Annotated in this window: 24 protein-coding genes and 1 tRNA gene; 12 read left to right on the forward strand and 13 right to left on the reverse strand. The window is 69.9% G+C overall.

What is annotated here, in order from left to right; genetic code table 11:
• Window positions 1–72: 72 nt before the first annotated feature.
• Complete coding sequence (locus OXS49_RS04065; protein WP_267422030.1) at window positions 73–1,569, reverse strand: capsular biosynthesis protein; 1,497 nt, start codon at window positions 1,567–1,569, stop codon at window positions 73–75.
• Between the two features lie 356 nt (window positions 1,570–1,925).
• On the opposite strand from OXS49_RS04065, the gene OXS49_RS04070 reads away from it, so the two are divergent.
• The 4 genes from OXS49_RS04070 (at window position 1,926) to OXS49_RS04085 (ending at window position 5,420) form a co-directional block, all read left to right on the forward strand.
• On the forward strand, window positions 1,926–3,233 hold the full coding sequence (locus OXS49_RS04070; protein ID WP_267422033.1) for a capsular biosynthesis protein: 1,308 nt from the start codon (window positions 1,926–1,928) through the stop codon (window positions 3,231–3,233).
• 81 nt (window positions 3,234–3,314) lie between these two features.
• Window positions 3,315–4,082: an SDR family NAD(P)-dependent oxidoreductase gene (locus tag OXS49_RS04075; protein WP_267422036.1), complete on the forward strand. Its 768-nt coding sequence runs from the start codon at window positions 3,315–3,317 to the stop codon at window positions 4,080–4,082.
• Window positions 4,082–4,942 (forward strand): formyltransferase family protein, encoded by an 861-nt coding sequence (locus OXS49_RS04080; RefSeq protein WP_267422038.1) that lies wholly within the window; start codon window positions 4,082–4,084, stop codon window positions 4,940–4,942. The genes OXS49_RS04075 and OXS49_RS04080 overlap by 1 nt, the downstream gene beginning before the upstream one ends.
• Before the next feature lie 67 nt (window positions 4,943–5,009).
• Window positions 5,010–5,420 (forward strand): flagellar basal body rod C-terminal domain-containing protein, encoded by a 411-nt coding sequence (locus OXS49_RS04085; protein ID WP_244001496.1) that lies wholly within the window; start codon window positions 5,010–5,012, stop codon window positions 5,418–5,420.
• Here the strand turns inward: OXS49_RS04085 and OXS49_RS04090 are convergent.
• From OXS49_RS04090 to OXS49_RS04100, 3 genes are all read right to left on the reverse strand, one after another.
• Window positions 5,413–6,807: an amino acid permease gene (locus OXS49_RS04090; protein ID WP_267422042.1), complete on the reverse strand. Its 1,395-nt coding sequence runs from the start codon at window positions 6,805–6,807 to the stop codon at window positions 5,413–5,415. The two genes, OXS49_RS04085 and OXS49_RS04090, sit on opposite strands and share 8 nt — an antisense overlap.
• 125 nt (window positions 6,808–6,932) lie before the next feature.
• Window positions 6,933–7,583 carry a hypothetical protein gene (locus tag OXS49_RS04095; RefSeq protein ID WP_267422044.1) on the reverse strand — a complete coding sequence of 217 codons (651 nt, stop codon included), beginning with the start codon at window positions 7,581–7,583 and terminating at the stop codon, window positions 6,933–6,935.
• Window positions 7,576–9,576 (reverse strand): hypothetical protein, encoded by a 2,001-nt coding sequence (locus OXS49_RS04100; protein WP_267422046.1) that lies wholly within the window; start codon window positions 9,574–9,576, stop codon window positions 7,576–7,578. Before OXS49_RS04100 ends, OXS49_RS04095 begins: the two co-directional genes overlap by 8 nt.
• Before the next feature lie 306 nt (window positions 9,577–9,882).
• On the opposite strand from OXS49_RS04100, the gene rpsO reads away from it, so the two are divergent.
• From rpsO to OXS49_RS04115, 3 genes are all read left to right on the forward strand, one after another.
• The gene (gene rpsO / locus OXS49_RS04105; protein WP_243916762.1) at window positions 9,883–10,152 is read left to right on the forward strand and encodes a 30S ribosomal protein S15; all 270 of its coding nucleotides are present in this window, start codon (window positions 9,883–9,885) and stop codon (window positions 10,150–10,152) included.
• Window positions 10,153–10,360: 208 nt separating this feature from the next.
• Window positions 10,361–12,580, forward strand: a complete 2,220-nt coding sequence (pnp, locus tag OXS49_RS04110) for a polyribonucleotide nucleotidyltransferase (protein ID WP_243916761.1) — start codon at window positions 10,361–10,363, stop codon at window positions 12,578–12,580.
• Window positions 12,581–12,801: 221 nt separating this feature from the next.
• Window positions 12,802–13,023: a YgaP-like transmembrane domain gene (locus tag OXS49_RS04115; protein WP_020093742.1), complete on the forward strand. Its 222-nt coding sequence runs from the start codon at window positions 12,802–12,804 to the stop codon at window positions 13,021–13,023.
• A gap of 76 nt (window positions 13,024–13,099) precedes the next feature.
• Here OXS49_RS04115 and OXS49_RS04120 read toward each other — a convergent pair whose 3' ends face one another.
• On the reverse strand, window positions 13,100–13,363 hold the full coding sequence (locus OXS49_RS04120) for a GlsB/YeaQ/YmgE family stress response membrane protein (RefSeq protein WP_267422048.1): 264 nt from the start codon (window positions 13,361–13,363) through the stop codon (window positions 13,100–13,102).
• A 181-nt stretch (window positions 13,364–13,544) separates the two neighbouring features.
• Here OXS49_RS04120 and OXS49_RS04125 point away from each other — a divergent pair, with 181 nt between their 5' ends.
• Window positions 13,545–13,901 (forward strand): RidA family protein, encoded by a 357-nt coding sequence (locus OXS49_RS04125; protein WP_244005600.1) that lies wholly within the window; start codon window positions 13,545–13,547, stop codon window positions 13,899–13,901.
• A 68-nt stretch (window positions 13,902–13,969) separates the two neighbouring features.
• A complete protein-coding gene (locus OXS49_RS04130) occupies window positions 13,970–15,013 on the forward strand; it encodes a polyamine ABC transporter substrate-binding protein (RefSeq protein WP_244005616.1) in 1,044 nt (347 codons plus the stop codon).
• Between the two features lie 34 nt (window positions 15,014–15,047).
• Here the strand turns inward: OXS49_RS04130 and OXS49_RS04135 are convergent, their stop codons facing one another.
• The 6 genes from OXS49_RS04135 to OXS49_RS04160 all read right to left on the reverse strand — a co-directional run bounded on the left by OXS49_RS04135 (window position 15,048) and on the right by OXS49_RS04160 (window position 19,279).
• On the reverse strand, window positions 15,048–15,191 hold the full coding sequence (locus OXS49_RS04135) for a hypothetical protein (protein WP_267422053.1): 144 nt from the start codon (window positions 15,189–15,191) through the stop codon (window positions 15,048–15,050).
• A gap of 36 nt (window positions 15,192–15,227) precedes the next feature.
• Complete coding sequence (locus tag OXS49_RS04140) at window positions 15,228–15,836, reverse strand: ankyrin repeat domain-containing protein (RefSeq protein WP_244005596.1); 609 nt, start codon at window positions 15,834–15,836, stop codon at window positions 15,228–15,230.
• A gap of 197 nt (window positions 15,837–16,033) precedes the next feature.
• Window positions 16,034–16,447 carry a DUF3597 domain-containing protein gene (locus tag OXS49_RS04145; protein ID WP_244005594.1) on the reverse strand — a complete coding sequence of 138 codons (414 nt, stop codon included), beginning with the start codon at window positions 16,445–16,447 and terminating at the stop codon, window positions 16,034–16,036.
• A 113-nt stretch (window positions 16,448–16,560) separates the two neighbouring features.
• Complete coding sequence (locus OXS49_RS04150) at window positions 16,561–16,698, reverse strand: hypothetical protein (RefSeq protein ID WP_244005593.1); 138 nt, start codon at window positions 16,696–16,698, stop codon at window positions 16,561–16,563.
• 362 nt (window positions 16,699–17,060) lie between these two features.
• The gene (locus tag OXS49_RS04155; protein ID WP_267422059.1) at window positions 17,061–17,402 is read right to left on the reverse strand and encodes a hypothetical protein; all 342 of its coding nucleotides are present in this window, start codon (window positions 17,400–17,402) and stop codon (window positions 17,061–17,063) included.
• Window positions 17,403–17,428: 26 nt separating this feature from the next.
• Window positions 17,429–19,279, reverse strand: a complete 1,851-nt coding sequence (locus OXS49_RS04160) for a DEAD/DEAH box helicase family protein (protein WP_267422061.1) — start codon at window positions 19,277–19,279, stop codon at window positions 17,429–17,431.
• 221 nt (window positions 19,280–19,500) lie between these two features.
• Between OXS49_RS04160 and OXS49_RS04165 the strand changes: the two genes are divergently transcribed.
• Window positions 19,501–19,584, forward strand: a tRNA-Tyr gene (locus OXS49_RS04165).
• A 17-nt stretch (window positions 19,585–19,601) separates the two neighbouring features.
• Here the strand turns inward: OXS49_RS04165 and ruvC are convergent.
• On the reverse strand, window positions 19,602–20,225 hold the full coding sequence (ruvC, locus tag OXS49_RS04170; RefSeq protein WP_267422063.1) for a crossover junction endodeoxyribonuclease RuvC: 624 nt from the start codon (window positions 20,223–20,225) through the stop codon (window positions 19,602–19,604).
• Between the two features lie 99 nt (window positions 20,226–20,324).
• Between ruvC and OXS49_RS04175 the strand changes: the two genes are divergently transcribed.
• Window positions 20,325–20,900: a peroxidase-related enzyme gene (locus OXS49_RS04175; RefSeq protein ID WP_267422075.1), complete on the forward strand. Its 576-nt coding sequence runs from the start codon at window positions 20,325–20,327 to the stop codon at window positions 20,898–20,900.
• A 1-nt stretch (window position 20,901) separates the two neighbouring features.
• Here the strand turns inward: OXS49_RS04175 and OXS49_RS04180 are convergent, their stop codons facing one another.
• Window positions 20,902–21,222: a YnfA family protein gene (locus OXS49_RS04180; RefSeq protein ID WP_267422077.1), complete on the reverse strand. Its 321-nt coding sequence runs from the start codon at window positions 21,220–21,222 to the stop codon at window positions 20,902–20,904.
• 99 nt (window positions 21,223–21,321) lie between these two features.
• On the opposite strand from OXS49_RS04180, the gene OXS49_RS04185 reads away from it, so the two are divergent.
• Window positions 21,322–22,290, forward strand: coding sequence for a tyrosine recombinase XerC (locus tag OXS49_RS04185; protein WP_244005585.1), 969 nt, complete (start codon window positions 21,322–21,324; stop codon window positions 22,288–22,290).
• The last annotated feature ends 1 nt before the right edge of the window (window position 22,291 follow it).

Genomic DNA, 22,291 nt, shown 5'->3' on the forward strand with positions numbered 1-22,291 from the left:
TGTTGCGCCTTAGGGTCTTGGCCTGTCGCAGGTTTTTGTCGGAAAACCGGCGGCCACGTTTGCGAAACCTGCTCAATGCGGACCGGCCTCGCGGCCGACGCCCCGGCGGCTGCGCAGCGCCCGCACGATCGGATTGAGCAGGCCGTAGCGTGCGCGCATCGCCCAATGGGCGGCGCGGCCGATCGAAAGGGCGCTGCGTGGGGCCGCGTCCCGGGCCGCGCTCAGGCGGTCGAGGAGCTGTTCCGGGCTGCACGGCTTCATCGCTACGGGGTCGAGGTAGCGCGGATAGAGGATCATCGCCCCCGCCACCAACGCGTCGAGGTCGAGCCTGCGGCCGCGATCGGCCCCGGGTGCCAGATCCTCCGACAGACCCCAGCCCGCGTAGAACGGCCGGCCATGGGTCGCCACGGTCAGGCCGCGGATCAGCGCCTCGAACCCGGCGAGCGATGTCATGGTCTCGACGTGATGCACCCGGTCCAAGAGATCGACGATGCTGATGCCGGCGACGATCCGGTCGGCGAGCGTCAGCGCCTCCGCCTGCGGGATGATGCCGGGGCGGAAACCCGCCTCGACGTCGGGATGCGGCTTGTAGAGCAGGAACGCGTCCGGGTTGCGCCGCCGCGCCGCCTCCAGCAGCGCCCGGTTCGAGCGGACCAGCGGGGAGCCGTGCCGCACCGAGGCGTCGTCCTCAACCTGGCCCGGCACAAGCACGATCTTGCGCCCGGCGGGCCAGTCGAGGGCGGTCGCGTCGAGTCCGACATTGTACTTGCTGAGCCGGCGCGCCACGACCTCCTCGCGCAGGCGCTTCGCCCGGGCGACGAGGTCAGGCGTGAACTCGGATTCCGCCAGCAGGCGCTGCAGCCGGCTCTCCCGGCGCGGGTCGTAGTAGATGCCGAGATCGTCGACCACGATCGAGGCGCCGGGCTGCAAGCTCGCGCCGAGGCCGACCGAGCGCAGGAACCCGTCTTCCACCCGGGCGAGCGGCAGGCCGGCCTCCGCGCAGGCGGCCTCCAGCTGGCCCGGCGCCCGGGTTGCCCAGGCGAGCAAGCGACCCTGGTGGCGCTGGCCTGCCGCGACCGCGGCCTCGGTGGTCATGGTGTGGACCGGGCGCCCCGCGGGTCCGGCCCCGAGCACGTCGAGGGCCGGCCGCTTCCAGCGCGACATCCCGACATAGACGACTCGCCGGTCGTTCTCGGCGAAGCGCGCCTCCAGCCACGCCACCCGCTCGGCGCAGGATGCGCGGTCGACCGGCATCCGGGTCCAGGGATCGAGGTAGTGAACGCCGCCCTCCCCGCCGAGCGGCCGTCCGTCGAGGCTGATCCGCAGGGATGCGAAGCCGCGCTCCGGATCGTCGTAGGGACTGAGGATCGGTCCGGGCGCGACCACGAGGCGGCGGCGGCCGGTCAGCCTCAGCAGCCGGTCGGCCGCGCGCCCCGCCCCCCAGACCGCGCCGACGTCGCCGAGGCGCGCCTGCCCGAAGGCGAAGCCCGTCGCGGCCTCGATCTCCGCCCGGAGGAGGCGGATCGTCCGGCCGGTCGCGTAGAGCGACAGGGTCGGTTCAGGGGGCATGGCTATTGGGGCATCTCTGGTTGTCGGGCTCCGCGCGGTCGGGACGTTCGCCCGCCTGTAGCGCATTTTCGCATGGATGGCGCGGGGCTCGCAGGTGTGGGATTTCGGGGACAACCCCGACGGTCCGGCACAAGCGCCATACCCCTGGAGGGATTTGGACATACCGTCGCCGCGATTGGTCGCTCAATCCGAGTGAGAGCCGCAAAAGCGCGACCGTTGCAGACGGGCCACGCGGGTGCGGAAAAGCCGTGCTGCAGCGCCCCCTCGGATTGCGGGGCCGCCGAGGCTCGTGCCACCTCACGGTAACGTGCCGGCCCGTTGGGCCAGTCTCAGGGTCAAGGAAGAAGCGCCGCGGAATGCAACAACCCGCCTCCGACGCCCTCCGCGACCGCCCGGCGACCTTCCTCTTCCTGCAGGGCATCGCCACGCCGTTCTTTTCCGATCTCGGGACGGCGTTGCGCGCACGGGGCCATCAGGTCCGGCGCATCAATCTCTGCCCCGGCGACTGGCTGTTCTGGAACGGCGCGGCCGACAATTACCGCGGTCGCCGGGAGGCCTGGGGGATCTATCTCGAGGCCTACCTGACCCGCGAGGGCATCACCGATATCGTGCTGTTCGGCGATTGTCGGCCGTTCCACAAGGCCGCGCGGATGATCGCCGAGGATCGCGGCCTGCGGGTGCACGTGTTCGAGGAGGGCTACATCCGCCCGAACTGGATCACCTGCGAGCTCGGCGGCGTGAACGGCTTCTCGTCCCTGCCCCGCACCGCCGACGAGATCCGTGCGCTGGCCCGGCGCCTGCCGCAGCCCGGCCGGGCGATGCCCTCCACGGGCGACATGGCGCGCCGGAGCGTCTGGGACGTCGGTTACAACCTCGCCAACATCCTGTTCCCCTACCTCTATCCGCATTTCCGCAGCCACCGGCCGACCCACATCGCGGCCGAGTATGCCGGCTGGATCAAGAAGTTCGCCCGGCGCGCCCATACACGCCGCGAGGCGGCGCGCTGCGACGAGATCTACCGCGCGGTCGGCTGCGACTACTTCCTGCTGCCGCTCCAGCTCGACAGCGATTACCAGATCCGGGTCCATTCGCCGTTCCTCGGCGTCGAGGGCTTCATGGACCGGGTGATCAAGTCCTTCGCGGACGCCTCGGCGGCGCCGACCCGGCTCCTCGTGAAGCTGCACCCGCTGGACAGCGGCCTGATCAACTGGCGCAAGTTCGCCCGCGCCTCGGCCCGGCGCCACGGCGTGAGCGACCGGCTCGACTTCATCGACGGCGGCGATCTGCCGGCCCTGATCAAGGGGGCCCGCGGTGTGGTCATCGTCAACTCGACGGTCGGGATGCTGTCCCTGGAGATGGGCTGCCCGACCCATGCGGTCGGCACCGCGATCTACAACATGGCCGGCCTGACCCATCAGGGCGACCTCGACGGCTTCTGGACGAACCCGACCCCGCCCGACATGGGCCTGATGGCCGATTTCCGCCGGGTCGTCCTGCACCGGACACAGGTCAACGGCGGCTTCTTCTCCAAGGAGGCGATCGACCGGTCGGTGGCCGGCTCGGTGCCGCGCATGGAGGCTGCCCTGCCCGATTCAATGCTGGCGGCCGCGCGGGCGATCCGCGAAGGGACGATGCGCGATGGGGAACTCGCGCCGGTCTACTGAGGGCTTACGCCCGAGGGCTTTCCTGGCCTGTGAGTCCCGCCGACCCTTGATCTTTCCACACGGGCCGGCGTAACCCGCCGCATGCTTCGCATCCTGATTACCGGCGCGTCGAGTGGTATCGGCGCGGCGCTGGCGCGCCATTACGCGCAGACCGGCGCGAGCCTTATCCTCGTTGCACGCAACGCCGAGCGCCTCGAACGAGTCGCCGGGGATTGCCGCGCCAAGGGGGCCGTCGTCGAGGTCGCCCGCCTGGATACCCGCGACCGAGCGGCAGCGATCGCGCTGGTTCACCGGGTGGATGCAGCCCAGCCCCTCGACCTCGTGATCGCCAATGCCGCGGTGAATGGCGGCAATCAGCGGGGCGAGGTCGAGACCGAGGAGACGGCGTTCGAGACCGCCGACATCAACTACACGGGCTCGCTCAACGTGGTGCTGCCCAGCCTGACCCTGATGCTCCAGCGTGGTCGCGGCCAGATCGCGCTGATGTCGTCGCTGGCGGCCTATGCGCCGTTGCAGGATGCACCGGCCTATAGCGGCGCCAAGGCTGCGCTGGTGGCGCACGGGCTGGCGCTCCGCCAGAAGGTCGGGCCGCGCGGCGTCAAGGTCAACGTCGTGGCGCCGGGCTACGTGAAGACCCCGATGGGCGGCGAGCTGAAGGGCTGGCGCCCGCTGGAAATGAGCGCCGACGAAGCGGCCGTGCACATCGCCAAGGGCATCGCGAAAGATCGCGACGTGATCGCCTTCCCGTTCGTCCTCGCGGCCCTGGCGCGGACCGTTCTGCTCCTCCCGGAAGGCATTCGCCGCGCCAGCCTGTACGCGTTCCGGTTTCAAAGGCGGGAGCGGCGCTGATGGCCCGGCCCCGGATCGCGCTGTTCGTCCTGGAGGCGCTGCCCAACGCCCGCGTGGTGCGCCGGTTCGTCGCCGATCATCGGGCCGACATCGTCTTCGTGGGCCTATCCAATGCCGAGCGGCCGTCGAGCGGCGGTCTGACCGGGCAGATTCGGCGGCACCTCGCGCGCTCGGGCGCCGGCATACTGCCTTATCTCGCGGTCAATTTCGGGCTGCCGGACCTGCTGCGTCCGCTCGCGCCACTGACCCAGGCGGCGACCGGCAGCGGCGATACGCCGGAGGCGACGCCGCTCAAGACCCTCTGTCGCCGCCTCGGCATCCCGACCCTCACGGTCGACGACGTCAACGGCCCCGAGGTCGCGCAGAGGCTGCGCGCGGCGGCGCCCGACCTGATCCTGACCTACCATTTCGACCAGATCCTGAAGCCGGAGACGATCGGGCTGGCGCGGCTCGGGGGCATCAACGGCCATCCCGGCCTGCTGCCGCGCCATCGCGGCCCGGTGCCGACGATCCACGCCCTGGCGGACTCACCCGGTAGCTTCGGCATGACCCTGCACCGGCTCGCCGCAGCGATCGATACCGGCGCGATCCTGTCCCAGGAGGCGGTGCCTCTGCCCGCTGGCACCACCGCCACCCGGGCGGCCGTGGCCCTCCACGCCCACGGCCGGGGGATGCTGGACAGGCTGCTCGACGAGGTCGCGCGCACAGGCACCCTGCCGGAGGGGCGGAGCTTCGAAGTCCTGCCCTATTGCCCGTTCCCGGATCGCGCGATGCTGGCCTCCCTGCGCCGCCGGGGCCTGCGGCTCACCGACGGCCGGGATTTGCGGGAGGCGGTGAGCCTGTCCGGGCGGGCCGCTTAACCGCAGGTTAAGCCTGTTTGGCAAGGGTTCGTCCGGCTCAGTTCCACCCGCCGATGAGGCCCCGCCCATGCCGGATACCAGCGCCCTCCACGCGGCGTCCGACGTTCTGGCCGCGGGTCGGCAGGTCCAGGGCGGCCGGATTCGGGCGATCTCCGAGAACCTCGCCAACGCCGATTCGGTGTCCGAGACGCCGGGCGGCGCGCCCTACACCCGCAAGATCGCGGTGTTCGCCCCCGTGGTCGCCGACAACCCGCGCGATCCGGTGGGTCGCATCGTGCGCGACACCGGCGCGTTCCGCACGCGCTACGACCCGTCGAACGTCGTCGCCGACCGCCGCGGCTACGTCCAGCTGCCGAACGTCAATGCCGCCACCGAGTCGGCCGACCTGCAGAAAGTGGTCCGGAACTACGAGGCCAATCTCAGCGCCTCGGGCATCCTCGACAGGCTGAGCCGCGCGACGCTCGATCTCCTCAGCTGATCCGGGCGTGGCGCTTTCCGTAGCCGACGTAGAGGGCGAGCCCGATCGCCAGCCAGAGCGCGAGGCGGATCCAGGTCTCGGCCGGCAGCGAAGCCATCAGCACCAGGCAGGACAGGATGCCCAGCCCCGCTGTGAGAGGCGCCGCCGGCACACGGAACGGGCGCGCCCGGTCGGGATCGGTCCGGCGCAGGATCAGCACCGTCGTGCAGACGAGGCAGAACGCCAGCAGCGTGCCGATACTGACGATCTCGCCCAGGATGTCGATCGGCACGAGCCCGGCCAAAGCGGCCGTGAACAGGCCGATCACCGTCTGGCTGGCCGCGGGCGCCCGCGTCACCGGATGGACCCGGCAGAAGACCTCCGGGAGCAACCCGTCGCGGGCCATGGCGAAGAAGATCCGGCCCTGCCCGTAGAGGGCGGTCAGCGCCGAGGTGGTCAGGCCGATCAGGGCGCCGATCTTGATCACGATCGCAAAGCCCGAGAGCCCGATGGCGTCGACCGCCTTTGCGACGGGATCGGCGACGTCGAGGTCGCGGTACGGGACGAGGCCGGTGAGCACGGCGGCCATCGCCACGTACAGCACCGTGGTGATCAGGAGCGAGCCGATCAGCCCGACAGGCGCGTCGCGCTGCGGCGCCTTGCACTCGCCCGCGGCGGTGGCCACCGTCTCGAAGCCCACGAAGGCGAAGAACACCACCGCGGCGCCGCGGAAAACGCCGCTCCAGCCATAGGCGCCGAAGGTCCCGGCATTGTCCGGTATGAAGGGGTGCCAGAGTTCCGGACGGAGGTGGACGGCGCCGACGCCGACGAAGGCCAGGATGATCGCGATCTTGCACGCCACCAAGAGCCCGTTCACCAGCGCGGTTTCCCGGGTGGCGCGGGTCAGCAGAGCCGTGAGCAGCAGCACGATGCCGACGGCCGGCAGGTTGACGATCCCGCCTTCGCCCGGCGCCCCCGCGAGCGCCGCCGGCAGCCGCAGGCCGAAATCAGCCGCGAGCGACTGCGCGTAACCCGACCATCCCACCGCCACCGTGGCGGCCGCGACGGCGAATTCCAGCACGAGGTCCCAGCCGATGATCCAGGCGGGAAGCCGGCCCAGGCTCTCGCGGGTGTAGGTGTAGGTAGAGCCGGCCTCCGGGATCATCGCCGCCAGCTCGGCGTAGCACAGGCCGACGAACCCGCAGGCAATCCCGCCTACCACGAAGGATAAGCTGAGCGCCGGCCCGGCATATTGCGCGGCGGCCGTCCCGGTGAGCACGAAGATGCCCGCCCCGATCGTGGCGCCGAGCCCGATGGCGATGAGGCCGGGAGCGGTCAGGCTCCGGGCGAGGATGCGGTCCTGCCCGGGTGCCGCCACGCCACCCCTGGTCGCCGCCGATTCCGCCATCCCACGCCTTCTCCCTGATCGCCCGACATTCCGCAGGGCAAAAGGCGCGCCGCGGGGCCTGTGCCAGACGCGCGGCCCCACTTTCGAACAGACTGGATCACCGTCTGCGTCCCGCGTCGAGGCCCCTATTTGGGAGGCTCCCGGCGCAGGCTCAGGGTCGGCGCCGGCACCGCCTCGGGTGCCGGCGCCCCGGCGATCAGCCGCGTATCGGTCCGGAAGAGCCGGGCGACCACGCCGGCGAAGCGGATGAAGGCGCGGCCCTGCGGGGTGATCACGTAGCCGTCCGCGGTCGGGGCCACGTTGCCCGAGGCTTTCTGCTCGGAGAGCCGCCGCTCCATCTGGCGGAACGTGCCGAGGTAGACCGCGTCGAACACAGCCCGGGCGCGGTCCGCGTCGAAGCTCTCATCGGGATGCGCCGCCATCTGCCCGAGCAGGAACACGCTGACCGAGCGGTCGACCGTGACGGGCAGGATCACGAAGCCGCTCAGGTTCAGGGACAGCGACAGCACGCAGGCCCCGAGGGCATCGCGCCGCCGCAGCCCCCAGCGGCGGCCAAGGCCAGCGAGCGCAACGGTCGCCGCCAGCGTGATCAGGAAGGCCACGACCAGCAGGAGGAGGCCGCGGTAGAACAGGATCGTCACGCCGGACCACAGATCCGTCTGGAACAGCAGCACGAAGACGCCGAAGCCGAGAGCCAGGGCCCCCGCGTGCAGCAGCGCCTGGGCGCCGATCCAGCGCAGGATCCGCCCGGTGCTGGGCGAGAAGGAATCAGTCATCGAGGTCCTCGACGCGCAGGATCCGCACGAGCGGGTCCGCGTAAGCCGCCCGGGTGCGCCAGATCCAAGACGTGGGTTCGCGCCAGGCGGCGTCCGCCGCGGTGACCACCAGCGCGCCGATCCCGGCCGCGGCCGCCCGGCGGCGCACCTCCGCGGCCGGCAGCGTCGCGTCGAAGATCGGCGACACGGCGGCGAGGCGCGCCGCGACCGCCTCGGGCGCCGCGCCGAACAGGCGCGCCTCGCGATCGGCCACCGCCACGGGCTGCGTACCGTAGAGGCCGAAATCGAACACGCGGCGCGGAAGCGGCGAGGCTTGCAGGACGAGATCCACGGGCAGGTGCGTGCCGGCCCAGCTATAGGCTGCGCGCAGCGACCGATCGATATCCGGGCGCCCGTTGAGGATGGCGAATTGCGGATGCTCCGCCGCGGGATAGGCGCGCATCCCGACGAAGCCGTAGAGGGTCGAGGCATATCCGAGGACCAGCAGCGCGCCGAGCGATCCCGAGAGCCTGAGCCGCGGGCCCGGGCTCGTGCGGGTCAGGGCCACGGCGGTCCAGACGAGCGCCGAGACCTGCGCCAGCAGGACCACGCGGGCGCCGAGGTCGTTGTTGAGGATCGCGGAGCGCAGGAACCCGCCGAGCAGCAGGCCGGCCGCGGCGCAGATCGTGAGCAGCCGGCTCGCCTCGCGGGCATGGGCTTCCCGGCGCGGCACGACGTGCCAGAACAGCAGCGCGCCGCCTGCGAACACACCCAGCGCGACGTAGTAGTTCATCGGCAGCAGAATCAACCGGAGGAGGTCGAGGCCCGGCCCGTCGTAGATCTGCTCCAGTGGGCCGAAGCGTCGGATCGCGAACCGGATCGTGCCGCCGGTATCGGCCCGGTTCGCCAGGATGCCGACGAGGTAGGGCGCGGCCAGGACCGCGCCGACAAACCCGGCCGCCGCGAGCCGGGCCACGTCGCGCCAGCGGCGCTCGAATCCGAGCAGCGCGAGCCAGATCCCGGCCGCTGCGACCGCGCCCAGACAGACCCAGATCGACAGCCCCGCGCAGGCCGCGAAGGCGAGACCCGCCGTGGCGATCGCGGCTGCCTCCGCCCGGCGATCCGGCGTCGCCCCGTCGGCGCGTTGGGCCAGCACCAGCAGGCCGAGCCAGCCGGCCAGGGCGGCGGCCACGTGGTGCGGGACCCAGACCAGGGAGGTCGGCCAGTTGACGACCTGCTCGTTCAGCCATTCCGGGACAGGGATCCAGAACCCCGTTCCGGCTCGGTTCGAGAAGACCAGCAGGATGTCGAGGCCGCCCGCCGGCAGGAGCACGAGCACCGCTCGGCGCAGGAGCCGGGGTGCAATATCCCGCGCGAGCCCCGTGGCGGCCAGCAGCCGGTCCAGCAGGCCGAGGAGTGCGATTCCGGTCCAGACGGCAAGGCTCGCGAAGGCGGTGCGCCCGTCGACCAGCCGGCCGCCGGCCCAGTCCACGAGGGCGGTCAGCGTATAGAAGAAGTAGTAGTACCCGGCCCGCTCGGGACGGGCGAAGAACGGGTCCACCGGCGGAAGGCCGTGCTCGACGATCGCCCGGGTCAGGGCCGCGTGCTTGACCAAGTCGATGATCGTGAGTGGCTGGTGGAGGACGGTGCCTGTGTCGATGTCGATCAGCGCGTAGGTCACGATCCCGAGCCAGAGCACACCCAGCGCCAGGGCCGGCCGGTCGAGCGGGCTACGCAGGTCGCGGAGAGCCGGGCGCAGGGCGGCGAGCCCGAGGCCCGCGTTCGCCAAGGCTGCCACGGGCACGCCGGCTGCCTGGATCAGCAGTGCGTCGAGGGCGGGCAGGAGCGCGATGCCGAGGAGGGAAGCGCACAGGGCACGCTGGCCCGGCGGCAAGGTCCGGAATGCGAGCACGCCGGTGATCGTGCCCAGCGCGTAGCCCGGCAGGAGGACGAGGGGAACGCCGAGCAGCGTCGCGAGCAGGACACCACACGCATCCGAGAGGGTGCCGTTCATCGCCGGGCCGCGTTTCGTGCGGGTTCCGCTTAGCACCGGGGCGTTAACCGTTTCCTGGCCAAGTTCCTGGCCAAGCTCCTGGCCGAGACGCCGCGTGCCGCGGCTCGACCGCAACAGGCCCCGGGGCTGGCATAACCGCTGGTTTCGTGTATGGATCGCGCTGCCTCGACCCGGGTTACCGGGCGGGGCTTGAACCGCTTTGCGCTGTGACCGTGCTGGACGACATCCCGGCACTGGCCGAACGCCGAGCTTGCGCGCGCCCGGACGGGGCGCCGCATCCGATCAGCACAACCCGAAAGGCATGCGATGTCGATCACGGCAGAGCGCAAGACCGCGCTCATCAAGGAACACCGCAAGGACGCCAAGGACACCGGTTCTCCCGAGGTCCAGGTGGCGATCCTGACCGAGCGGATCGCGAACCTGACCGGCCACTTCAAGACCCACGCCAAGGACAACCATTCCCGGCGCGGCCTTCTGAAGATGGTCTCGCAGCGCCGCTCGCTGCTCGACTACGTCAAGCGCAAGGACGAGGCCCGCTACCGCGCCCTCATCGAGCGTCTCGGCATCCGCCGCTAAGGCGTCTATCGCGCGGTTCCGGGCCCGGCCCGGGGCCGCGTTTCACGATCACGGGCTGCCGGAATGGGTCCGGCCTCCCGACAAGCGGGCCGCTTCGAGGCGTCGGCATCGGGGCAGGATCGCGAGACACTTCCACCCGGAGTGTCTCGCCGTCTTGCCCCCGGCGGCGCCGGGCCAACGCCCGCCGCAGGCAAGGAAGAGATCAAGAATGTTCGACGTTCAACGCGAAGAGCTGATGTGGGGCGACCGCAAGCTCGTCCTCGAGACCGGCAAGGTCGCCCGGCAGGCCGACGGCGCCGTGGTCGCCACCTACGGCGAGACCTCGGTGCTCGCCACCGTGGTCGCCACGAAGGAGCCCAAGGCCGGCATCGACTTCATGCCGCTCACCGTGAACTACCAGGAGCGGGCCTACGCGGCCGGCCGCATCCCGGGCGGCTACTTCAAGCGCGAGGGCCGGCCCTCCGAGAAGGAGACCCTGGTCTCCCGCCTGATCGATCGCCCGATCCGTCCGCTCTTCGTCAACGGCTGGCGCAACGACACGCAGGTCGTCGTCACCGTCCTGACCCACGACCTCGAGAACGACCCCGATATCGTCGCCATGGTGGCGGCCTCCGCGGCGCTGACCCTCTCGGGCGTGCCGTTCATGGGCCCGATCGGCGGCGCCCGCGTCGGCTACATCAACGGCGGCTACCGGCTGAACCCGCTGGTCACCGAGACCAAGGAGGAATCCTCCCTCGACCTCGTCGTCGCCGGCACGCAGGACGCGGTGCTGATGGTCGAGTCCGAGGCCAAGGAGCTGTCCGAGGACGTGATGCTCGGCGCCGTGATGTTCGGCCACAAGCATTTCCAGCCGGTGATCGAGGCGATCATCCGCTTGGCCGAGAAGGCCGCCAAGGAGCCGCGCAACTTCCAGGCGCCGGAGAACGGCGAGGTCGAGAAGGCCGTGCTGGAGGTCTGCGAGACCGAACTGCGCGCCGCCTACACCAAGACCGTCAAGCAGGAGCGCTACGCCGCCGTCGACGCCGTGAAGGCGAAGGTGATGGCCGCCCTCTGCCCCGAGGGCGCCGAGAAGTACCCGGCCGAGAAGGTCAAGGCCGCCTTCAAGGAGGCGCAGTCGAAGGTCGTGCGCTGGAACGTGCTCGACACCGGCTCGCGCATCGACGGCCGCGACCTGAAGACGGTCCGCCCGATCGTCTCCGAGGTCGGCGTTCTGCCCCGCGCCCACGGCTCGTCGCTGTTCACCCGCGGCGAGACCCAGGCCCTGGTGGTCGCCACGCTGGGCACCGGTGAGGACGAGCAGTTCATCGACTCGCTCGACGGCACCTACAAGGAGCGCTTCCTGCTCCACTACAACTTCCCTCCCTATAGCGTCGGCGAGACCGGCCGGATGGGCTCCCCGGGCCGTCGCGAGATCGGCCACGGCAAGCTGGCGTGGCGGGCGATCCGCCCGGTCCTGCCGCCGGCTCACGAGTTCCCGTACACGATCCGCGTCGTGTCGGAGATCACCGAGTCGAACGGCTCGTCCTCGATGGCCTCGGTCTGCGGCGGCTCGCTGTCGCTGATGGATGCCGGCGTGCCCCTGCGCCGTCCGGTTGCCGGTATCGCCATGGGCCTCATCCTCGAGGGTGAGCGCTTCGCGGTCCTGTCCGACATCCTGGGCGACGAGGATCACCTCGGCGACATGGACTTCAAGGTGGCCGGCACGGACGAGGGCGTGACCTCGCTCCAGATGGACATCAAGATCGCCGGCATCACCGAGGAGATCATGCGGGTCGCCCTCGACCAGGCGAAGGACGGGCGTGCCCATATCCTCGTCGAGATGGCGAAGGCCCTGACCGCCGCCCGTCCGGAGCTCGGCGAGTACGCGCCGCGCATCGAGACGATGCAGATCCCGACCGACAAGATCCGCGACGTGATCGGCACCGGCGGCAAGGTGATCCGCGAGATCGTCGAGAAGACCGGCGCCAAGATCAACATCGAGGATACCGGCATCGTCAAGATCGCCTCGGCCGACGGCAAGGCGATCAAGGCGGCCTACAACTGGATCCGCTCGATCGTGGCGGAGCCGGAGGTCGGCGTGATCTACGACGGCACGATCGTGAAGTGCATGGAGTTCGGCGCCTTCGTGAACTTCTTCGGCGCCAAGGACGGCCTCGTCCACATCTCGGAGCTCGCCGCGAACCGCGTCGCCAAGGTGACGGATGTCGTCAAGGACGGCGACAAGGTGAAGGTGAAGTTCCTCGGCCAGGACGATCGCGGCAAGATCCGCCTGTCCATGAAGGTGGTCGATCAGGAGACCGGCGAGGACATCACCGAGAAGGTGAAGGCCCAGCGCGACGCCGACCGGCCCGAGCGCGGCGACGAGCCGCGCGAGCCCCGCGAGGGCGGCCGCCATCGCGGCGAGCGCCGCCGCGAGGCCGGCGAGTAAGCATCAGTACACCCGCGCGGGCTCCGGCCGGCGCGGGTTTTAAGACAGGCGCGGTCCTCCGGGGCCGCGCCTTTTTCTTTGCGGGTTATCGTCCTGGCTCGCGGAAGGGAGCAACCTGTAGCGCAACACCGACCGGTCTCGGCCATCGGAACCGGGTCGCGGCGGGAACGCCGCTCGCTGGTCCGCGTTCGCCCGGCGACCCCACACCAAAGGATTCTTCCATGGCCAACGACATGATGCACGACATCTTCAGCGGGCAGCCGAACCTGTCCACCACGGAGCGCGCCGTCTCGGTGGCCTTGGGCCTCGGCATCGCGGCAGCGGCCGCGCAACCGCGACCGAACAAGCTCCTAAGCCTGCTGGCGCTCGTCGTGGGCGTCGGGCTGGCGGTACGTGGCGCGACCGGCCACTGCGCCGTGAAGGCCGCCTCCGAGCATCTCTGAGCGCACGGGACACGGTCCTACAAAAAAGGGGCGCCCCGCGGGGCGCCCCTCGTCGTTTCCGGGTGTGCCGGAGAGATCAGTAGGTCGTGGTGCGGCGGCTCGCGATGAAGCCGTAAATGAACAGCACCACCACGGCGCCCACGATGGCACCGATGAAGCCCGCCCCCTGGTTCGGCCCGTACCAGCCGATGGCCTGGCCCAGGAAGGTCGCCACGAAGGCACCGACGATGCCGAGGATCGTGGTCAGGATGAAGCCTGACGGCTCGTTCGGTCCCGGCATGAGGAACTTGGCGATGACGCCGGCGAGAAACCCGATGATGACGGTCCAGAGGATACCCATAACAAACCCCAGTGCTTGATTGTCGATGCCGGCAGAACGCTTCGGGCCCCGCGACGGTTGCCCGCACCCTGCGACAGGATCACAAATTTCCGCTGCGACCCGCGTTGTGCGGACGCAACGCCCTTTACGGCCGGCCCGCCACGACGGCAGATAAGCCCGTTCCGGGAGGTTGGAGACGGGTATGGACATTCAGCGGATCGAGCCGGGCAAGCGCATGGCGCAGGCCGTCACCTTCGGCGACATGGTCTACCTCGCCGGGCAGGTCGCCGCCGACACGGTCGGGACCGGGGTGACGATCCAGACCCAGCAGATCCTGTCCGAGATCGACCGGCTGCTGGCGACCGCGGGCAGCGACAAGGAGCGCATCCTCTCGGCCACAATCTATCTCGCCGATATCGCGACCTTCGCGGAGATGAACGCCGCCTGGGATGCCTGGGTGTCACCTGAGAATCCGCCGGCCCGCGCCACCGTCGAGGCCAAGCTCGCCGCCCCCGAATATCTCGTCGAGATCGTAGTCGTGGCAGCGAGAAGCCGGTGAGCTTTCCCCGCCGCTCCATCCTGGTGGCCGCCTCCCTCGCCGTCCTGGCGGCGCTGGGCTCGGCCGCGATGCCCCGGGCCGCGGAGGAGCGGGTCCTCAACATCTACAACTGGTCGGACTACATCGACCCGCAGGTGCTCGAAACCTTCACCCGGGAGACCGGGATCAAGGTCGTGTACGACACCTACGACAACAACGAGATCCTGGAGACCAAGCTGCTGGCCGGCCGGTCCGGCTACGACATCGTCGTGCCGTCCGGTCCCTACCTGCAGCGGCTGATCCGGGCCGGCGCCTTCCTGCCGCTCGACAAGTCCAAGCTGAAGAATCTCGGTACTCTCTGGCCGGAGGTCACCAGCCGGCTCGCGGCCTACGATCCCGGCAACACCTACGCCGTCGACTACATGTGGGGCACCACCGGAATCGGCTACAACGTCGCCGCCGTGCGCGAGCGCCTGGGCGCTAACGCCACGGTGAATTCCTGGAATCTCGTCCTCAACCCCGCCTCGGCCAATAGGCTGAAGGAATGCGGGATCATGATGCTCGACAGCCCGGAGGATCTGATCCCCAGCATGCTGCCGGCCTTCGGCGCCAAGGCCGATTCCAAGCGCTGGGACGACGTGACCCTGGTGACCGACGCCCTCTTCAAGGTGCGCGGCACCGTGCGGAAGTTCCACTCGTCGGAATACATCCAGGCGCTCGCCAACGGCGATATCTGCGTGGCGGTCGGCTATTCGGGCGACGTGATGCAGGCCAAGCGCCGGGCCGACGAGGCCAAGAACGGGATCGAGATCGCCTACATGGTGCCCAAGGAAGGCGCGCTGATGTGGTTCGACACCTTCGCGATCCCGAAGGATGCTGCCCACCCGGCCGAGGCGCTTGCCTTCATCGACTACATGATGCGGCCCGAGGTAGCGGCGGCCAACAGCAACTTCGTCTCGTATGCCAGCGGCAATCTGGCTGCCAAGAAATTCGTGAAGCCCGAGATTCTGAACAATCCCGGCATCTACCCGGACGAGGCGACGATGCAGCGCCTCTCGACCAACACCGCCTGGGACGACCGCACCCAGCGCTTCGTCACACGGCTCTGGACCCGGGTCCGGACCGGGCGCTGACGCGCGAAGGCCGGACGTGGCCTCGCCGATCCGGTCAGCGGCTCTCCTCCATCGGGATGCCGCGAATGGTCAACCGCGTGCGGATTGCGGCGCGGGTCCGTCGCCTGGTGTCGTTCAGCAGGCCTTCGGGTATGGTGAGGATGTACGGCTGGAAGGTCTTGTCATGCGCATTGCGCATTGTGCAGGCTCGGGTCGAGCCCTGCCTCCAGCAATCTCAACACCCACGAGTTCGGGCCGCCCTGCGCGGCCAGATGCAGCAGCGAGTTGCCAAGTGATCGATCCGGTGCAGATCGGCTCCGGCTTGCGCCAGCGACCGGACCTGCGCCTCACGCCTGCTCTGCATTGCGCGGAACAGAGGCATCCAACCGGCGCGCGGGCTCTCCGGCTCGGCCGGTGCGCCGTGCCACAGCAGGATCGTCAGGCATTGCGGGTCCTCGACCATCGCCGCCATGTGCACGACGGTCTCTTGGTCCATGCCCGGCTCGGACGGGTCGGCGCCGGCCCCGAGCAAGGCCGCCAATGCGCGTGGCTGCCGCTTCCAGATCGCCCATTCGAGTAGGGTTACGTTCTGGTCGCCATGGGCGGACAGATCGGTGTCGTCCGCCAGGGCAGCGATGCGGGCGGTATCGCCGCGCGCGATGGGGGCGACGATCTCGGCAAGCCGCGGGTCGCTGAACGCGACGGCACGGTCTCGCGGCATGGCGGCAGACTGGATCAGGTGTTTCCAGGCGCTGCGCGTCTCGGTGGAGCGTGATGAGGCACACGTCACCGCGGCAGAGTAGGCCGCGACCAGCACCACCGAGGCGATGAACCGCTCCCGCACGATGCCTTCGCTTGGTCCGCCTGCGTCGAGCCGGGCCCGATCACATTGCAATCGCGCGTAAGCCTAGACCATCGTGCCGGTGATCGAAACCGGCACGATGGTCTAGCTCAACGGCGTTGCATCGGAGTGTCGGAGAGTTCGGGACCAACCCCTGGCAGCGATGCCCCCAGGAAGTCCGGCAACTCTCCGTCGTGGTTCTAGTGCTTCAGATCGTCCGGCACCTTGCCGCCGTTCTCGGCGAGCTTCTGCATCACCTGCTTGTGCAGCCAGATGTTCATCGTGGCCGAGTCGTCCTTGTCGCCGCTGTAGTGCAGCTCGTCGGCGAGCTGCTTGCGCGAGGCAAGGCCGGAATCGAGGCCCAGCAGCTTCATCAGGTCGACGATGGAGTGACGCCAGTCGAGCGTCTGCGGGTTCTTCTCGGCAAGGCCGGTGAGGACCGCCGCGACGTCCACGGGCTCGCTGCCGCCCGCAGTGCCGGGTGCCGAGGGTGTCGACGGGGTGCTGGTGCCGGCTGGGCCGCCTGAGCCTGCGGTTGGCGCGGGCGCGGCATCCGCGGTCCCGCCGCCGAATGGGTGGAGGATCTTGCCGACGATGCTGCCGAGGAGGCTCATGAGTCCGCTCCGATAAATGTGGCCCGGCTCACGTACCGGGCGGGCGTTTAACGGGCGGTTCTAGCCTGGCGTTCCGACACGGATGCCACGACTCGGTCACCGCCGCCCGGATTCTATCCGTGGGCGCCGTGGAGCGCGACGCCGAGCAGGCTCAGACCGAGGACGAGACACACGCCGCTCCAGCGCTCCAGCACGGCGGCGCGGGCGGGATCATGGAGCGAACTGTAAGCGAGGGCGATCCCGCTAATCAAGCAAACCAAACTTATCACGACGACCAGTGAGTTCCCCTGAACCAAAATCTACGCGATCAGCCATAATCAGTTTTCGCGCTTATGCGAGTCAAAAAACAACGTAGTCAATTTGGATGAGGACAATTTCCACGGCTGCATCACGTGGGCGTGTTCTGGTGTTCATGAACATAATCTGAAGTTGCAGAGTGACCGACCCTGTAACTATGAAACTTCTGTCACGCAGACGGGCGATCGAGCGAACTGTCAAAATAAATTGTCATAGATCTGGCGGTGGTTCGAAGGCTTTTCACTTGACCGTCCCATGCACAGGTGCCGCCAGGAACGACGACAGATCGTATTTCGATCCCTCACAAAACTGGGATTTAGACCTGGTCGAGCAGGGCCGAGACGATCGTGGCCCATTCCTCGGCCACGCTTCCGTGCGGATCCGTGCGCCCGGCACACCCGTACCAGTAGCGCGCATTCCCCGCGTCACCCTCGATGCGATGGAGATGGGCGTGCACCCAAGCGGCATCGCGGCCCGGTTCCGCCTGCACGAGGGCGTGGGCCTGCTCCCAGCTGGTCGAACCCGGTCCGGAGGGCGTTTGCGCCAGCCACCAGAGCGCGGCCAACGGGGCCGGCCATGCCGTGGGCGGGGTGGGCTCGGTCAGGGTCGCCGTGAAGGCGGCGAAGGCCGGGCCGGCGACAGGCAGGATCTCGGTCACGGCGCTCTCCTCGGTCCCGTAGCGTTTCAGCGTCGGGCGGCGCGCTCCAGCGTCCAGCGGCCCCGGCGCTGGCGGGCAGACCACGCGTAGCGCGTATCGCCATCGAGGCAGTCGAGATGGTCCGACAGGCGGTTGCGTTCAAGCCAGCCGAGCGCGGCCTCCAACTCGGGCAGGGTCATGGTCGCGCGGCCCTTGCCGAGCACGCGCTTTAGAACAGCGTTGTAGCGGTGCGCGAGGTTGCTGCCGCGGGCCACCCGAAGCGACGCCTCGTCCTCCACCGCCTGGGCCGCCACCGTGGCGGCGAGCCTCTGGCGCAGAGTCCGTTCGGTGACGGAGGGCGGCTCGGGTGCCGGGGCCGCCGGGGCGGGCTCGACGAGGCGCGGGCGCAGCAGGGCATAGCGAAGACCGATCGCATTGCTCTCCAGCGGGGTGATCCCTCCGGGATCCTCGTCGCGCCAATGAGTCCGCTCGGGCACGACGGCGCTGGCCGGCCGCTCGCGCAGGGGCCGGATGCTGCTGCCCTGCTCGGTCTCGAGCTCCAGGCGAAACCGGGCGAAGAGCGGGTCGTCGGGGTGGAAGACCAGCGCCTGCTGCGTGTCGTAGGCGCCGGCATGCGGATCGACCCGGGTGGCCCGGGCCAGCATCTGCTCCAGCCAGGGGCGCGAGCGGATATGTGTGAGGGCCGCCACCACGGCGACCTCAGGGGCGTCGAGCCCCTCATAGGCCATCGCCACCGTCACGAGGATCGCCGGCTCCGGCGTCAGGCGGAAGGCGGCCAGCGCCGCGTGGGCATCCCCCTGGCCCGAGGTGGCCAGCCGGACGTCCCGCGCGCCCTGCCCCGCCGGCATCCAGCCCCGGAGGGTTTCGAGGTACGCACGGGCGCTCGCCTGATCGGGCGCCACCACGAGGAGCTTGCCGAGGCCTCGCACCGCCTCGCCGGGCGGCAGATCGCGCTCGGCCCGGCGCCGGGCGCGCAGGCGCTTCGTGGCGTGGAACGCTTCGCTCAGAAGGTCGCGGGCGAAGCCGGTGCGGAGCGCCGTGAACAGGGCTGGTCGTGTGGTGATGCGGACCGAACCGGCGCCCAGGCGGTGTGGCCCGACCCGGGGGCTGTCCCCGGCGATCCGGCCGCCTTCGAGCCAGCTCGCCTCGCCGTCGATAGCCCCGAACGTCACCGGCAGCACGGCCCGCTCGGCCAGCGCCTGCGACCGGGAATAGCCGATCACCGCGAGCCCGGGTGTATCCAGATTGAGCTCGGGACCGCGCCCCGGTGCGGGGGCCCGGTAGGGCAGTCCGAGGATGCGCTTGCCGTCGGCCCGCTCCAGCGTCCCGGACAGATAGAGGCGGAACGTGGCGGCCTCCATTATAGGGAGCATGGCTCGGGACCACGCCCCGGCCTCCGCATCCTCGGCACTGCCCTCGTCGGCTCCCGGCCGCCCGGGGGCCGGCAGGTGATGGACCTCGTCGATCACCAGAAGGGTGCGGTGCGCCCGCGCCTCGGCGAAGTGGAGGGCCGGCGCGGCGGCGATCGCCTGATAGGTGGTGATGTAGCCGGACAGCCCCCGTGCGGGATCGCGCTCGTTGTCGGCCGCGCGCACGCTGAGCACGTGCCCGAAGGCTGCGCGCCAGAGCGGGTCGGCAAACGCTTCCTCGGCCTGGAGGCGCAGAGAATCCCGCGGCACCACCCAGACCACACGCTCGACCAGACCCGCCGCGATCAACTGGTGGGCGGCGATCACCGGCAGCAACGACTTGCCGCCGCCGGGCGTCACCGCCGCCAGGATATCGCGGACGGCGCCCGCCTCCCCGCTCGCCATGGCCGCCACCAGGGCCATCAGCGTACGCTGGTGCGACCGCAGGGACGGGGCGGGACGGGTCAATGGCCGACGAAGCAGGGCGACATACGCCCACCGTGGCCGATCGGGATTCCTTTGTGAATCCCTTCCGTCGCGGAACGTTCGCGTTTTCTTCCGGACGGGTGGTACGGCTGCGTGCCAGCGGAGCGGCGCTGCACAGCCCGGTGCCGGATCGGCGCACGAGAAGCGTTGACACCCGGCCCACCCCTCACCATAAGGGCGCCGCGGGCGAAAAAACCCGCCTTGGGGGAATGTCCCGAGCGGCAAAGGGGGCGGACTGTAAATCCGCTGCGTAAGCTTCGTAGGTTCGAGTCCTACTTCCCCCACCAAGTCGATCCCGATCCCATCAGCCTTGTTTCGCGAGCGCCGCCTCGATGCGTGCGGCGGCTGCGGCGGAAAAGCCCTTTCCTTCGAGCCCCTGCCCCGCGGCCGCCTGGCCCGTGAGGCTGCGGCGCTTGCCCGCCTGCATATGCGCCTTGCGGAGCGCGTGCGAGTCCCGGTGGCTGGCATGGGTGATGGCGATCGCCAGCGCGTCGGCGGCGTCGGCCACGCGGAACTCGGCCTTCGGCAGCAGGAAGCGCACCATCGCCTGGATCTGCACCTTCTCGGCGTGGCCGGAGCCCGCCACGGTCTTCTTGATCAGGTTTGCGGCGTATTCGAACACCGGCAGCCCGGCGAGCGCCGGCACCACCAGCGCCATGGCGCGGGCATGGCCGAGCTTGAGCGTCGCCTGCGCGTCCTTGTTGACGAAGGTCTCCTCCACGGCGACCTCGTCGGGCTGCTGGCTCTCGACGATGCGGCCTATCCCCTCGAACAGCTCGCGCAACCGCAGGGCCAGGGGCAGGTCGCCGTCCGAAGTGACCACGCCGCACGCGCCGTAGGTGAGCTTGGACCCCTGCGCGGTGATCAGGCCCCAGCCGGTGCGGCGGAGCCCGGGATCGATCCCGAGGATGCGGACGGGGCTGGTCATGATGCTCCACAGGTCCACGAACGGCTCGACGAACGGCCCGAGGCTGCCGTACGTATCGTGAACGCTTGGTTTCACCAAGACGCGGATTTCGTGAGGACGATGATGAGCGCGGAGACCCCGATCAGCCGCTTCCCGGTGCCGAAGCTCTCCGAGATGCCGGAGGATCTGCGCGCCCGTATCGCCCTCGTGCAGGAGAAGGCCGGCTTCGTGCCCAACATCTTCCTGGCGCTGGCGCATCGCCCGGAGGAGTTCCGCGCCTTCCTGGCCTATCACGACGCGCTGATGGACCGGCCCGGCGGCCTGACCAAGGTCGAGCGCGAGATGATCGTGGTCGCCACCAGCGCGGCCAACGATTGCCTCTACTGCGTCGTTGCCCACGGGGCGATCCTGCGGGTCCGGGCCAAGGACCCGCGGATCGCCGACCAGATCGCGGTCAACTACGCCAAGGCCGACATCACCCCGCGCCAGCGCGCCATGCTGGATTTTGCGGTCAAGGTGGCGATCCGCTCTCAAGCCGTCGGGGCGGAGGATTACGCCGCGCTGGGCGGGCATGGGTTCAGCCCGGACGACATCTGGGACATCGCCTCGATCACGGCACTCTTCGCCCTGTCGAACCGGATCGCCAGCGTGACGGATCTACGCCCGAACGACGAGTTCTACGCGATGGGCCGCTGATTCAGGGCCGGCGGCCGAGCAGGATGATCGCCGTGCCGACGAGGCAGATCGCGCCCCCCGTGAGGTCCCAGCGGTCCGGCCGCTGGCCCTCGACGAGCCACAGCCACAGGATTGAGGCTGCGATGTAGACGCCACCATAGGCCGCGAAAGCACGACCCGCCGCAGGGCTGTCCACCAGGGTCAGCAGACAGGCGAACAGCGCCAGCGATGCGAGGCCCGGCAGCACCCACAGAGGGGAGCGACCGAGCCGGAGCCAGGACCAGACCGCGAAGCATCCGGCGATCTCCGCGAGGGCGGCACCGGCATAAGCGAGGAGGGTCATGGTCAAAGCTTGGCACGGCCTCTCCCATGAGGCGAGTCTCGGGCCTGGACGGCGGGCCGTGTTAAGTCTCCGGCAAGGCTGATCCGGTCGATTGGCACCATGAACGCGCACGCCTCCACCGCCGACCTTTTGCTGTTCCCCGGCGACGCGCGCTTGCGCGCCATGGTCCTGGCGTGGCTCGACGGGCTGGCGCGCGAGCGGCGGATGGCGCCCAACACCGTCGAGGCCTACGGGCGCGACCTGCGCCAGTTCCTCCACCACCTCGCCGGTCGTTTGGGCACGCCGACCATCCCGATGCTGGTCGCCCTGAAGGTGCGCGACATCCGCGCCTTCATGGCGGCGCGCCGGGCCGACGAGGTTTCCGGGCGCTCGCTGATGCGCATGCTGGCCGGGCTGCGGTCCTTCGCGCGCTTCCTGGAGCGCGAGGGCCACGGCACCGTCTCGGCGCTGGGTGGGGTGCGCTCGCCGAAGGTTCCGCGACGGCTGCCCCGCCCCCTGCCGGTCTCCGCCGCGGTGGCGCTCACCGATACGGGGATCCGCGCCGGCGAGGAGCGCGAGCCCTGGGTGCTCGCCCGGGATGCCGCCGTGCTGGCCCTGCTGTACGGCGCCGGGTTGCGTATCTCGGAGGCCCTGGGTCTCACCCGCCGCGATGCCCCGCTGCCGGGCATCGATCAGGTCACCGTGCTGGGCAAGGGCGGCAAGCAGCGCATGGTGCCGATCCTGCCGGTGGTGGCGCAGGCGGTCGCCGACTACCTCGCCGCCTGCCCGCTGCCGCTTCCATCGGAGGGGCCCCTGTTCGTCGGCGCCCGCGGCGGCCCGCTCTCCCCGCGGATCATCCAGTACACGGTCGCCCGTGCCCGGGGCACCCTCGGCCTACCGGAGAGCGCCACGCCCCATGCCCTGCGCCACTCCTTCGCGACCCATCTTCTCGCCCGACAGGGGGAACTGCGTGCGATCCAGGAACTGCTCGGCCATGCCTCGCTGTCGACCACGCAGCTCTACACCCAGGTCGATGCCGCCCGGCTGATGAGCGCCTATGCAGCCGCGCATCCGCGGGCTGGACGCTGAT

The organism is Methylobacterium sp. GC_Met_2, assembly GCF_026540795.1.
GTDB lineage: Bacteria > Pseudomonadota > Alphaproteobacteria > Rhizobiales > Beijerinckiaceae > Methylobacterium.